Raw genomic sequence first — 12,118 nt, 5'->3', positions numbered from 1 at the left:
TCTATTTTCTGTTTAGCAAGCGAATCGAAGCGTAGACAAACAAAAGAAAAGCAATTAATCTCAATCCTAAGAAAATACTTGGTAGCGATTTTTCAATAAAATAGCTCAATACAGCAATTAAGATACTGATGATTATTAATTTTATTGGAGCTGTTCCTCTGAAGAAATATAAAACTTTATTCATAGTAATTTAATGATTTAAAGTATAAGTAAATATTAAATTGATATTTGAGAATGAACCATTTATCAGAGCATACTCTTTTAAATAATTTTTATTAGCAGAATATTCTAAACCCAAGCCAAATCTATTATTAAAAACATAACCTACTCCTGCATTTAAAAAAATAACTGTAGACAATTGATCAAAAACATATTTATCACTTGGGGAAGGGATTGGATTAGGAGTTGTATAGGTAACTAAATAATCAATGCTAAAATCGTCTTCCAGAACTTTTGACAATCCAATTGATCCGTCTACATAAAATTTATTTTTCCCTTTTTTATACAATGCATATCGATAACCAGCTGTTACGTTAATTGAACTAAAATCTGATTTCATTGTATATCGTACATTATAATCGTTACTTACTTGACTAAAATAGTCAGCTTCAGTCTTTACTTTTTGATAAAACAATCTAACAAATAACTCTGAACGATACGAATTTATACCAAAAGAATTTGAAAACTCTACTCCAACCATAGGATTATTAAAACTAGCATTCTTAGGCGTTAATTTATAATCGTCATTAAAAGTATAATTGGCTCTATAAAGACTTGTACCAGCAATTATTTTGTACTGTAGTTTATTTTTTCCAATTTCAGAGGATATATTTTGATTCACAAAAGAATTATTTTCGGTATTTGCTTTTGAAAAAATGGAAACCAATTCTTTTTCATCATAATCAATATCTAAAAAATCATTAAAGACGAGTTTATCTGATTTCAAATCATCATATAACTGCTTCCTATAATCATTATTTTCTTTGATTGAATTATCTTGATTATATTTTCTATGAACTAATAATTTTGGATTGACATCATCCTTGTTTTTAACGTAGAAAAAAACAACATCACCAATAATTGCTTTGTATAAAGACACATTTCCTTCAACCAAAAGCTTAAGTAAGACTACTTTTTGTTCTAATTTTGGTTCTTTACCTAAAATTTTAATTTTATTACTATTCTGTATTTGTTCATAATCATAATCTACAGTGTACTTAACAAACTTGTAGTTAGAATTGATTTTAAATTCTTTGATATTATCGATTGAAATTTCGATTGTTTTTTCTTCAAGTGAAGTTTTAAAGTAAATTTTTTCTGGGTTATTGTATGGATTAGAATTATCTATAAACCCTTCTTTTTTATTATTGGATTGATCTATATAATATCCGGGTGAATAACTTTTTTGGCTATAACCAATAAATGAGATTAGTAAAAAAACTAAAATGGTAATTTTTTTCATGGATTATACTTATTTAAAAAAAGAATCTACAAATTCAAACTTATTAAAAACTTGCAAATCTTCAATACCTTCTCCAACACCGATATATTTTACCGGAATTTGAAACTGATCTGAAATTCCGATTACAACGCCACCTTTGGCTGTACCGTCTAATTTGGTTACGGCTAAACAAGAAACTTCGGTCGCAGCGGTAAACTGTTTGGCTTGCTCAAAAGCATTTTGTCCGGTTGAACCATCCAATACTAATAAAACATCGTGAGGCGCATCTTCAACTACTTTTTGCATGACGCGTTTTACTTTTGTTAATTCCGCCATCAAGTTTACTTTGTTGTGCAAACGACCGGCAGTATCAATGATTACAATATCGGCATTTTGGGTTACGGCACTTTGTAACGTATCAAAAGCTACCGAAGCAGGATCACTTCCCATTTGTTGCTTTACTAATGGAACGCCTACTCTATCGGCCCAAATTTGCAATTGGTCAATCGCGGCGGCACGGAAAGTATCGGCTGCACCTAAAACTACTTTGTAACCGGCTTTGTTGAATTGGTGGGCTAATTTTCCAATCGTAGTCGTTTTTCCAACACCGTTTACACCAACTACCATTAATACATAAGGTTTTTTATTGGCCGGAATGGTAAACTCAGTTTCTTCACCTGATTTGGTTTCAGATAAAAGTGCGGCAATTTCTTCACGCAGGATTTTGTTGAGCTCGTCGGTTCCCATGTATTTGTCTTGGGCGACACGCGCTTCAATTCTTTCGATGATTTTTAATGTAGTGTTCACACCAACATCAGAAGACACCAATACTTCTTCTAAATTATCTAAAACCTCATCATCAACCTTGGATTTTCCGGCAACAGCTTTGGTTAATTTAGAAAAAAATGATGTTTTGGTCTGTTCGAGACCTTTATCTAAAGTCTCTTTTTTTTCGGAGGAAAATATTCTTTTGAAAAAACTCATTGGAAACGTATTGAAAATTCGGATTTGTTCGATACCCGAGTCTCATTTTTAAAATGAGACGAATAGGCGAAGCAAATATAAAAATAAAAAAGCTACTTCCGAATGAAAGTAGCTTTGATATATTGAGTTTGTTGGATTATTTCTTGTTAAGGAAACTATCAACTTCTTCCGGAGTCATAATGCTTTCTTGGAAAGTATATGCACCTGTTTTAGGAGATTTAACCATTTTGATAGCTTTGGTTAATCTTTTTGAAGATGTTTGTAACGTTGCAACGGTTTTCTTTGCCATGACTTATATTGTTTATTATGAAATTTTAAATATTTAAAACCTCTAATTATTTAATCTCTTTGTGAACAGTCATTCTCTTTAAGATTGGATTAAACTTTTTAATCTCTAATCTGTCCGGAGTATTTTTTTTGTTTTTGTTTGTGATGTAACGAGAAGTTCCCGGTAAACCAGTTCCTTTGTGCTCAGTACACTCTAAAATAACTTGTATTCTATTACCTTTCTTTGCCATCTTACTTTATTTTTATTGGGATAGAATTATTTAATAAATCCTTCAACTTTTGCTTTTTTCAAAACAGCAGCCAATCCATTTTTATTGATTGTTTTAATTGTAGACGCAGCTACTCTCAACGTAATCCATCTGTCTTCTTCAGCAAGATAGAAACGTTTTTTAACTAAGTTAACAGAAAATTTTCTCTTAGTTTTGTTCATAGCGTGAGAAACGTTATTTCCTACCATCGCTCTTTTACCTGTAAGGTCACAAACTCTTGACATTATGCTTTTCTTTTATCGTTATTCAAAATCAGGGTGCAAACTTACGCAAAATATATTGTAGTAACAAAAAAATTATGGCAGATTTTTTAAAATTTCTTTCTGCAATATTTCCAACGCTTTATTTGCCGTTCTATCTATCACTTTTTCACGAGGTTGCCCAAAATTAAACTCAGCAACCAATACTTCATTTGGCGTAGCCAAAGCAATAAAAACGACACCAACTTCCGCTTTTCCCGCTTCAGAAGTTGGTCCCGCGTTACCTGTTGTGGCCAAAGCGTAGTCGGTTTTCATCATTTTTTGAATATTCAGCGCCATCGCCTTCGCCACTTCTGCACTAACAACATCATGTTGATTAATTAACTCAACCTCAACACCGAGAACATTTATTTTGGTTTCTTTGGAATAACTGACAACGCTTCCTCGGAAATAATGCGAAGCTCCGGCTACCGAAGACAACATTTGGGCTATTTTTCCACCAGTACAACTTTCAGCCGTGGCAATGGTTTTACCTTGTGCTGCAAGCATTCTACCGATGATTACTTCTATTGTTTCATCATCATCAAAACCGACGATTATATCACCGATGATTTTGGTTAAAGCGTTTACATTTTCTTGAACAGCTTTTTCTAAAATTGCTTTGTTTTCTCCTCGAGCAGTTAATCTCAAACGCACTCTTCCCGGATTGGGCAAATATGCCAATTTGATAAATTCAGGCAAGTTGTTTTCCCAATTTTCAATGCGTTCAGCGACTAAACTTTCGCCTTGTCCGTAGGTTAAAATGGTCTTGTGAACAATGTATGGTCTTTTGAATTCGGCTACTATTTTCGGAATTAATTCTTCGTTAACTATGCCTTTCATTTCATAAGGAACGCCGGGCATCGAGACAAAAACAGTTTTGCCTTTTTTCATCCACATTCCCGCAGCGGTACCGTAATTATTTTTCAAAACTTGCGCTTTGGAAGGCAATAACGCTTGGTCTTTGTTGACTTGTGTCGGATTAAAATTCAATTTGGCAAACAACGCTACAATATGGTCTTCAACTTCTTGATTCCTAACAAAAGTGTCTTCGAAATACTCACAGAAAGTCAGTTTAGTAATATCGTCTTTGGTTGGCCCTAAGCCGCCGGTTATTATGATCAAGTCGACTTTATCTTGCAAAGCTGTAAAAGTGTCTAAGATGTGCTGTTTGTCATCGGAAATGGAAAGCATTTCATGGGTTTGCACTCCGATTTTATCTAAGGCTTTGGCGATGTAACCCGAATTGGTGTCGACAATTTGCCCGATGAGTATTTCGTCGCCTATGGTGACTATGGATGCGATCATTCTTTTGAGGTTCTAAGGTTCTGAGGCACTAAGGTGAGGTTGCATGTTTAGTTTATAAAGAAACTAACCGATAACTAATTAGCCCCGATTGAAGTGATACCATGTTTAACGAAAAGCGGGAACTGCCATAACTGATAATTCCCGAACCATTGCTTCGCCAGTTCACTATCGCTCGAGTCGCTTTTAATTTTTAAAGTTCGAAATCTTTTTTGATTTCTTTGATTGCTTTGTCTACTTGACTTTGAATACTGGCAAAAGTATCGTTGATTTCTTTGCGTTTTCCTTCTCTTTTAGTCCAAGCTTCTACTTGAAGTATTTCTTCAAATGCTACAGACATTCCCAATAAATCAAGCGTTGGTTTTATCTTGTGCGCGTAAGCATAAGCTTGTTTGTGGTCTTTTTCTTTGATGCCGGTTTCGATATACTTCATATCTTCCGGTACTTCGGTAACGAATAAGTCAATGATTTGCATCACAAACTCCGGATCGTTGTCTGAAAGTGCGTAAACTTTCGCTAGGTTGTAGTTTATTGCCATTATTTTATGTGTAATCTTAGTAGTTTTTTGTTTTCTATAAATCCTTCAAGAACGTCGTTTGGAGCGACTTTGCTCACTCCTTCGGGAGTTCCTGTAAATATAATATCTCCTTTTTTCAAGGTAAAATACTGTGAAATATGAGAAATGATTTCATCGATTTTCCACAACATGTGGCTGGTATTTCCTTTTTGAACGGTTTTTCCGTTGTTAGTCAACTCAAAAGTAATATTTTCCACCGAATTAAAATTATTTATCGGTAAAAAGGCACCAATCATCGCTGAACCGTCAAATCCTTTTGCTTTTTCCCAAGGTAAACCTTTCTCTTTCAGCTTGTTCTGAACATCTCGCGCGGTAAAATCAATTCCTAAACCAATCTCATCATAGTACTTGTGAGCGAACTTAGCCTCAATGTATTTGCCTACTTTATTGATTTTGACTAAAACCTCTACTTCATGGTGAATTTCATTACTAAATTCCGGTATCACAAAGGGCGATTTATTGGGTATAACTGCCGTATCAGGTTTTAAAAATATCACCGGTTCATCGGGACGCTCGTTGTTGAGTTCTTCGATGTGGTTGGCGTAATTTCTTCCGATGCAGATTATTTTCATTTTTGTTATCTGTTGTCTGATGTCTGTTTTCTGTTGCTTTTAACCGAGAACTGACAACGGAGAACTATTTTGTGTTCAACTTTCTTAATTTAATTCCGGTTAATACCTTTTTAGTATACAATGGAAATTCAGCGTTTTGTATCCAACCGAAATAACCCGGTTCTTTATCCAAAACCTCATCGACTAAAGCACCTTTGTGTTTGCCAAATGTAAATATCTCCTGACCTTCAGTATTTAACGCAATAAAACCAGCAAAGTCAACTGATTTTTTACGGGTGGTGTATTCAGAAAGGGTTTTCATATCGTTTTCTAAATCTTCGTAACGATCTAATTGTGCTTTTAGAATTTCGTAAGTTGCCATGGTATCTGCTTCGGCACTGTGCGCATTTTCAAGACTTCCGTTGCAATAAAACTTATAAGCTGCACTCAACGTTCTTTCTTCTTTTTTGTGAAAAATGGTTTGTACATCAACGGACACTCGGTTTTTCATATCAAAATCAACTTCGGCACGCAAAAGTTCTTCTGCCAACAACGGAATATCGAATCGATCCGAATTAAATCCGGCCAAATCAGAGTCTTTAATCATGTTGTGAACTTGATTGGCTAATTCTTTGAACGTTGGTTCATTGGCTACTTTCTCATTAGAAATACCATGAATTGCGGTAGATTGCGGTGGAATTGGAATGGTTGGATTCACTAACCAAGTTTTGCTTTCTTTGTTTCCGTTTGGGAAAACTTTGAAGATTGAAATTTCGACGATTCTGTCTCTAGCCACGTCAATTCCGGTAGTTTCAAGATCGAAGAAGCAAATAGGTCTGTTGAGTTTTAATTCCATTATAAAAATTTATGCTCACAAATATAAAATATTGAAGTTACCGTTTATCGATATTTTAATAAAGATTTATGATTTGACCATAAAAAAACCCTTTCGAAAAAGAAAAGGGTTGATTTATAATTATTTGAATTTAGAACTATTTTTGTGCCTCAAATTTATTAATCAGTAAATCCGTCTTTTATTTAAATCCTTACGATTAACATTTAGGTTGATATAATAAAAGTCCGATTAAATTAATACTTTTTTAAATTTGAAATCTCTTCTTCTATTTTTCTAACTTCAAGTTGTTTTTTGGTAATTTTTACTTCAAACTTGCTATTTTCTACTGCTGACAAATTCCCCTCACTTTTTTTCTGTTCAAATTTTTCTTGAAGTTTAAATAAATCTTTATTGGCATTAACTAATCTTTGATTTAGCTTAATTTCTCTTTTTTTAGCGTCGTTTCGTTTATCATTATTTTTGGAAATCGCTCTGTTTTCTTTTTGAATTTGCTTTTGCTCTTTTTTAAGTTTTTTTTGAGCTTTGGCTAATTCTCTTCGCTCGTCGGTGGCTCTATTATCAATTTTTTTCTGTTCTCTACTGATTTTCTTTTGATCTTGAATGTCCGATTTAAGTTGAGATTTTTTTTCGTTGATGTTAGCTTTGCTCGATTCGATTTTTACTTGAGCAGAATCAACCACAATTGTAGTCTTTACTTCTTGCGCCAATGAAATACAAAATGTAAATAAACAAAGTACACAGCTAGTTAGTTTTTTCATGATAATTTTAGATTAATTTTTTACTAACAAATGTACAATTGCTGTAATCTAAAATTATTACACAACTTCTATTAAAACTTACACATTTACAGGTTTAATAATAACTTTAATTTAAGTATTTAAGGTGGCCCGATTCAGTTTGAGTTTTAACTAAAAAACCTTTCAAATAAACACTTGAAAGGTTTTTGTATTACCACATTAAAATTTCTAATATTCTCTATTTGCATCAAATGCCTCTAAATATTCAGCTACTCGTTTTACAAAACTTCCACCTAATGCGCCATCTACAACTCTGTGGTCATAACTGTGCGACAAAAACATTTTTTGGCGAATGCCGATAAAATCACCTTCCGGAGTTTCGATAACGGCTGGTACTTTTCTAATCGCGCCTAAAGCTAAGATTCCCACTTGTGGTTGGTTGATAATCGGTGTTCCAAATACTGAACCAAAAGTTCCCACATTCGTTACCGTATAAGTTCCGCCTTGTGTATCGTCCGGTTTTAGTTTTCCGGCTTTAGCTCGGTTTCCTAAATCGTTTACGGCTTTGGCCATGCCTACCAAGTTCAATTGGTCAGCATTTTTAATTACCGGAACTATCAAGTTTCCGTTAGGCAACGCAGCGGCCATACCAAGATTGATATTTTTTCTTTTGATAATAAAATCACCGTCTACTGAAATATTCATACCCGGAAAATCTTTCAACGCTTTCGCCACCGCTTCCATAAAGATTGGCGTAAAAGTTAACTTTTCTCCTTCACGTTTTTCGAAAGCATTTTTAACGCGGTCTCTCCATTTTACGATATTGGTCACATCCACTTCGATAAACGATTGTACGTGCGCTGATGTTTGCACGGAAGCGACCATATAACCGGAAATCAGCTTGCGCATTCTGTCCATTTCCACAATTTCATCACCGCCGTTTACAGAAACCGGAACGGCTTGAGTTGTCGGTTGTTGGTTGTTGATTGTTGGCTGAACTATTTGACTAGTGGCTAATGGCTTTTGCCTATTGCCTATATATTTTAAGATGTCTTCTTTGGTTACGCGTCCGTCTTTTCCGGAACCGGCAATGTTTTCCAATTCGGCAACAGAAATTCCTTCCGCTGTCGCAATGTTTTTCACCAATGGCGAGAAAAATTTATCAGACGATTTAAAATCGGCCGGAGCAGCATTGGCTACAGCGACTTCAACAGTTTTAGAAACTTCAGCAACAGGTGAAACCATTTCTTGAGCAACCGGCGTAACGGCAACGCTTCCACCTTCGGTTTCAATGACAGCAATAGTTTGCCCTACTTTTACCACATCATTTACCTGGAATAAAATTTCGGTTAAAATACCCGAAACTTCGCTTGGCACTTCGCTATCTACTTTATCGGTAGCGATTTCCAATACGGCTTCATCAGCGTCGATTTTTTCACCTACGTTTTTCAACCAATTGGTAATGGTTGCTTCTGCAACGCTTTCTCCCATTTTGGGTAATTTCAATTCAAACTTTGCCATATTGATAATCTAAAGTTGTATTTTGTTGTTTCGTTTGCAAAATTAATAAAACAAATTAGGTTTTAACTTTAATTCTATAATTTTTTACTACAAAACGATTTGTGTTTTATTCTCAAATTATAATCACTTCTCCTCTATCGTCGCTGCTATTACTTCCGATAATAAAGCTACTTTCGACTGGTAACAATTTAAAAGTAAGCGACTTGATTTTGTTTTCTTCCAAAAAGACAATGGCTTTTTTAAAACCTAAATAGTTGGTATCCAAAATCACCTCTGTATTTTTTGCCTTCGAAATCGTTTGCGAAATTACTATTTTCCCGTTTTCTAATGGTATTCTTTCAACACTTTTTTGCAATTTTAGGACTAATTTTTCTTTTAACGCTTCATTATCAGAAACTAAAATGTATTGAGCGGGTTTGACTTTAGGCTTCGATTTTCCTTTAAAAACTTTTACTATCGAAAAATAAAAGGCTCCGAAACGCGCCATGAGATTGAAAAATACCGAGCGTTTGAAATGCTTTTGGTAAAAGAAATTCATAAACTCTCTGAAATGCTTCATATAAGTTGCATCTTTCACCGTACTTTCCCCTTTGTAATGAATGACTGTCGTTTCGTGAAAATAGTAGTTCTGTTTTTGCAACAACAAAGCACGATACGATAAATCAATATCGTCGGCATACATAAAGCAATTTTCGTCAAAACCTTCTAATTGGTTGTACAATTCGCGCTTCATTATCATAAAAGCACCCACAAGAATGTCCACTTTTCCGGTTTGGTTTTCGGCTAAATGTTGGGCGTAATATTTATTGAACAAAGTCGATTTCGGAAACATTTTATACAACCCGAAAATCTTGGTAAAAGCAACCCAAGGTGTTGGAATACCGCGTTTACTTTCGGCTAAAAAGTTTCCGGTACCGTCGATTAATTTGCAACCAATGATACCAGTGTTCAGTTGCCAGTATTGAGTATTAAGTATCTTTTCAAAGGTGTCCTCTGCAACAACGGTGTCCGGATTCAAAATACACAAATAATCGCCTTTGGCTTCTCTAACGGCAATGTTGTTTCCTTTTGGGAAGCCAGAGTTTTCTTTGTTTTCGATGAGTTTTATATGTGGAAAACGTTGTTTCATCATGGCGCAACTGTCATCCGAAGAATGGTTATCGATGACGATAATTTCTGCGTCTAAATTCTGAATAGCTTTTTGCACACTTAAAACGCATTGCTCTAAAAAGTAACGCACATTATAATTAAGGATGATGACGGATAGTTGCATTGGGCAAATATAATAGATTGTTAGATTATTAGATACGGCTACGCCTTTAGATTGTTAGAAATTTGAGTTACTTTTGCCGAAAAGTTATGGTTTTCATTTAACACATAACTCCTAATTTATAACTCATACCTCAAAAGTGAATTACCTTTCAGTAGAAAATATATCGAAATCCTTTGGCGAAAGAACGTTGTTTGCTAACCTTTCCTTTGGTATCAACAAAGACCAAAAAATCGCCTTTATTGCCAAAAACGGTTCGGGGAAAACCCAGATTATGAAAATGATTAATGGCGATGACGAGCCGGATACCGGTCAGATTATCATTCGCAAAGGAATCAAAATGGCATTTCTTTCTCAGAACAACAATCTGCAAGACGAATTGACGATTGAGGAAAGTATTTTCGCTTCGGATAACGAAATTTTGCATGTGATTGAACAATACGAAAAAGCGTTGGAAAACCCGGAAGACGAGGAAAAATACCAATTGGCTTTCGACGAAATGGACCGCCACAACGCTTGGGATTTTGAAACGCAATTCAAGCAAATTTTATCCAAACTAAAGTTAGACGATTTAAAACTGAAAGTAAAAAGTCTTTCCGGTGGACAAAAAAAGCGTTTGTCTCTCGCAATTATTCTAATCAATCGTCCGGATTTATTGATTTTGGACGAACCAACGAATCACTTGGATTTAGAAATGATTGAATGGCTGGAAAGTTATTTTGCCAAAGAAAACATCACATTGTTTATGGTAACGCACGACCGCTTCTTTTTGGAACGCGTTTGTAACGAAATCATCGAACTCGACAACGGAAAATTATACCAATACAAAGGCAATTACTCTTATTATTTGCAGAAAAAAGAAGAGCGAATCGCTATGGAAAACTCGAGTATTGACAAAGCACAAAACCTTTTTGTAAAAGAATTGGCATGGATGCGACGCCAACCCAAAGCGAGAACGACCAAATCAAAATCGCGCCAAGATGATTTTTACGTAATTAAGGAAAAAGCAGAAAGTCGTCGTAAGGAAAACGTAGTTGAACTCGAAATCAACATGGAACGTATGGGCAGCAAGATTATCGAACTGTACAAACTGAATAAAAAATTCAAGGAGAAAACCATATTAGACAACTTTACTTATGATTTCCAACGTGGCGAACGCATTGGAATTATTGGTAAAAACGGTACCGGAAAATCGACTTTCTTAAACATATTGACCAAAACTATGCTTCCCGATTCGGGTAAAGTAATTATTGGTGACACGATTAAAATTGGCTATTACACCCAAAGCGGTATCAACCCAAAACCGGGACAAAAAGTCATTGACATCATCAAAGAATACGGCGAATACATTCCGTTGACGAAAGGAAAAATCATTTCGGCGTCACAATTGTTGGAGCGCTTTTTGTTTGATGCCAAAAAACAATACGACTTTGTAGAAAAACTTAGCGGTGGCGAATTGAAGAGACTTTATTTATGTACGGTTTTAATTCAGAATCCGAACTTTTTAATTCTCGATGAGCCAACGAATGATTTGGATATCGTGACCCTAAATGTCTTAGAAAGTTTTCTTTTAGATTATCCCGGATGCTTGCTTGTAGTTTCTCACGATAGATATTTTATGGATAAAATCGTGGATCATTTGTTCATTTTTAGAGGCGAAGGACAAATTGAAGATTTTCCCGGCAATTATTCTGATTTCAGGGCGTATGAAGATTCGGCTGAGCCAAAAAATTTATCGAGCGTTTCTACTGAAAAAACGAATTGGAAACAAAATAACCCAACGACTTCGGGTTTGAATTTCAACGAGCAAAAGGAATTCAGCAAAATCGAACGCGAAATCAAAGATTTAGAATACGAGAAAAAGCAAATCGAAAACCAATTCGCTGAAGGCAAAGTTGCTGACGCTGACATCACGAAAAAAGCCAACGAATTGGAAGTAATTATTAAAAAACTGGAAGCTAAAGAAGAGCGTTGGTTTGAACTTTCGAGCAAAATGGAATAAATTATTTCACAGAGATTCACAGAGAAAAATGAGTCTCACAGAGAAAAAATCTGTGTATCCCTGCTTAAACTCCGTGAA

General features: G+C 35.0%; 14 protein-coding genes. 1 reads left to right on the top strand and 13 read right to left on the bottom strand.

Translation table 11 applies throughout. The features are described from left to right. Position 1 precedes the first annotated feature (1 nt). The 13 genes from C8C84_RS08840 to C8C84_RS08780 form a co-directional block, all read right to left on the bottom strand. Positions 2-184: a hypothetical protein gene (locus C8C84_RS08840; protein WP_121313184.1), complete on the bottom strand. Its 183-nt coding sequence runs from the start codon at positions 182-184 to the stop codon at positions 2-4. A gap of 6 nt (positions 185-190) precedes the next feature. Beyond that, a complete protein-coding gene (locus C8C84_RS08835; RefSeq protein WP_121313183.1) occupies positions 191-1,462 on the bottom strand; it encodes a hypothetical protein in 1,272 nt (423 codons plus the stop codon). 9 nt (positions 1,463-1,471) lie between these two features. Beyond that, positions 1,472-2,425, bottom strand: coding sequence for a signal recognition particle-docking protein FtsY (gene ftsY, locus C8C84_RS08830; protein WP_121313182.1), 954 nt, complete (start codon positions 2,423-2,425; stop codon positions 1,472-1,474). 136 nt (positions 2,426-2,561) lie between these two features. Then, positions 2,562-2,714 carry a DUF4295 domain-containing protein gene (locus C8C84_RS08825; protein ID WP_121313181.1) on the bottom strand — a complete coding sequence of 51 codons (153 nt, stop codon included), beginning with the start codon at positions 2,712-2,714 and terminating at the stop codon, positions 2,562-2,564. A 46-nt stretch (positions 2,715-2,760) separates the two neighbouring features. Further along, complete coding sequence (rpmG, locus tag C8C84_RS08820) at positions 2,761-2,943, bottom strand: 50S ribosomal protein L33 (RefSeq protein WP_035126304.1); 183 nt, start codon at positions 2,941-2,943, stop codon at positions 2,761-2,763. Positions 2,944-2,969: 26 nt separating this feature from the next. Further along, positions 2,970-3,206, bottom strand: a complete 237-nt coding sequence (gene rpmB / locus C8C84_RS08815) for a 50S ribosomal protein L28 (protein ID WP_121313180.1) — start codon at positions 3,204-3,206, stop codon at positions 2,970-2,972. Between the two features lie 72 nt (positions 3,207-3,278). Further along, positions 3,279-4,529 (bottom strand): CinA family nicotinamide mononucleotide deamidase-related protein, encoded by a 1,251-nt coding sequence (locus tag C8C84_RS08810; protein WP_121313179.1) that lies wholly within the window; start codon positions 4,527-4,529, stop codon positions 3,279-3,281. 190 nt (positions 4,530-4,719) lie between these two features. Continuing rightward, the gene (locus C8C84_RS08805; protein ID WP_121313178.1) at positions 4,720-5,064 is read right to left on the bottom strand and encodes an Hpt domain-containing protein; all 345 of its coding nucleotides are present in this window, start codon (positions 5,062-5,064) and stop codon (positions 4,720-4,722) included. Next, on the bottom strand, positions 5,064-5,675 hold the full coding sequence (locus tag C8C84_RS08800; protein WP_121313177.1) for a fumarylacetoacetate hydrolase family protein: 612 nt from the start codon (positions 5,673-5,675) through the stop codon (positions 5,064-5,066). Before C8C84_RS08800 ends, C8C84_RS08805 begins: the two co-directional genes overlap by 1 nt. Before the next feature lie 64 nt (positions 5,676-5,739). Beyond that, entirely contained in the window at positions 5,740-6,510 is a 771-nt protein-coding gene (locus C8C84_RS08795) for a 3'-5' exonuclease (RefSeq protein ID WP_121313176.1), read from the bottom strand. A 233-nt stretch (positions 6,511-6,743) separates the two neighbouring features. Further along, positions 6,744-7,268, bottom strand: coding sequence for a hypothetical protein (locus C8C84_RS08790; protein ID WP_121313175.1), 525 nt, complete (start codon positions 7,266-7,268; stop codon positions 6,744-6,746). Between the two features lie 207 nt (positions 7,269-7,475). Further along, positions 7,476-8,768, bottom strand: a complete 1,293-nt coding sequence (locus C8C84_RS08785; protein ID WP_121313174.1) for a dihydrolipoamide acetyltransferase family protein — start codon at positions 8,766-8,768, stop codon at positions 7,476-7,478. A 112-nt stretch (positions 8,769-8,880) separates the two neighbouring features. Further along, the gene (locus tag C8C84_RS08780; protein WP_121313173.1) at positions 8,881-10,041 is read right to left on the bottom strand and encodes a glycosyltransferase family 2 protein; all 1,161 of its coding nucleotides are present in this window, start codon (positions 10,039-10,041) and stop codon (positions 8,881-8,883) included. Between the two features lie 136 nt (positions 10,042-10,177). Between C8C84_RS08780 and C8C84_RS08775 the strand changes: the two genes are divergently transcribed. Then, positions 10,178-12,040, top strand: a complete 1,863-nt coding sequence (locus C8C84_RS08775) for an ABC-F family ATP-binding cassette domain-containing protein (protein ID WP_121313172.1) — start codon at positions 10,178-10,180, stop codon at positions 12,038-12,040. The last annotated feature ends 78 nt before the right edge of the window (positions 12,041-12,118 follow it).

It is taken from the genome of Flavobacterium sp. 102, from assembly GCF_003634615.1.
In the GTDB taxonomy this organism is placed as follows: Bacteria; Bacteroidota; Bacteroidia; order Flavobacteriales; family Flavobacteriaceae; genus Flavobacterium.
This window is presented reverse-complemented; position numbering and strand designations above follow the sequence as displayed.

Coding starts and splice junctions, on each gene's coding strand:
- rpmB (WP_121313180.1), bottom strand. CDS start 3,206: ATGTCAAGAGTTTGTGACCTTACAGGTAAAAGAGCGATGGTAGGAAAT.
- C8C84_RS08800 (WP_121313177.1), bottom strand. CDS start 5,675: ATGAAAATAATCTGCATCGGAAGAAATTACGCCAACCACATCGAAGAA.
- C8C84_RS08805 (WP_121313178.1), bottom strand. CDS start 5,064: ATGGCAATAAACTACAACCTAGCGAAAGTTTACGCACTTTCAGACAAC.
- C8C84_RS08825 (WP_121313181.1), bottom strand. CDS start 2,714: ATGGCAAAGAAAACCGTTGCAACGTTACAAACATCTTCAAAAAGATTA.
- C8C84_RS08810 (WP_121313179.1), bottom strand. CDS start 4,529: ATGATCGCATCCATAGTCACCATAGGCGACGAAATACTCATCGGGCAA.
- C8C84_RS08835 (WP_121313183.1), bottom strand. CDS start 1,462: ATGAAAAAAATTACCATTTTAGTTTTTTTACTAATCTCATTTATTGGT.
- C8C84_RS08840 (WP_121313184.1), bottom strand. CDS start 184: ATGAATAAAGTTTTATATTTCTTCAGAGGAACAGCTCCAATAAAATTA.
- C8C84_RS08785 (WP_121313174.1), bottom strand. CDS start 8,768: ATGGCAAAGTTTGAATTGAAATTACCCAAAATGGGAGAAAGCGTTGCA.
- C8C84_RS08795 (WP_121313176.1), bottom strand. CDS start 6,510: ATGGAATTAAAACTCAACAGACCTATTTGCTTCTTCGATCTTGAAACT.
- C8C84_RS08790 (WP_121313175.1), bottom strand. CDS start 7,268: ATGAAAAAACTAACTAGCTGTGTACTTTGTTTATTTACATTTTGTATT.
- ftsY (WP_121313182.1), bottom strand. CDS start 2,425: ATGAGTTTTTTCAAAAGAATATTTTCCTCCGAAAAAAAAGAGACTTTA.
- C8C84_RS08780 (WP_121313173.1), bottom strand. CDS start 10,041: ATGCAACTATCCGTCATCATCCTTAATTATAATGTGCGTTACTTTTTA.
- rpmG (WP_035126304.1), bottom strand. CDS start 2,943: ATGGCAAAGAAAGGTAATAGAATACAAGTTATTTTAGAGTGTACTGAG.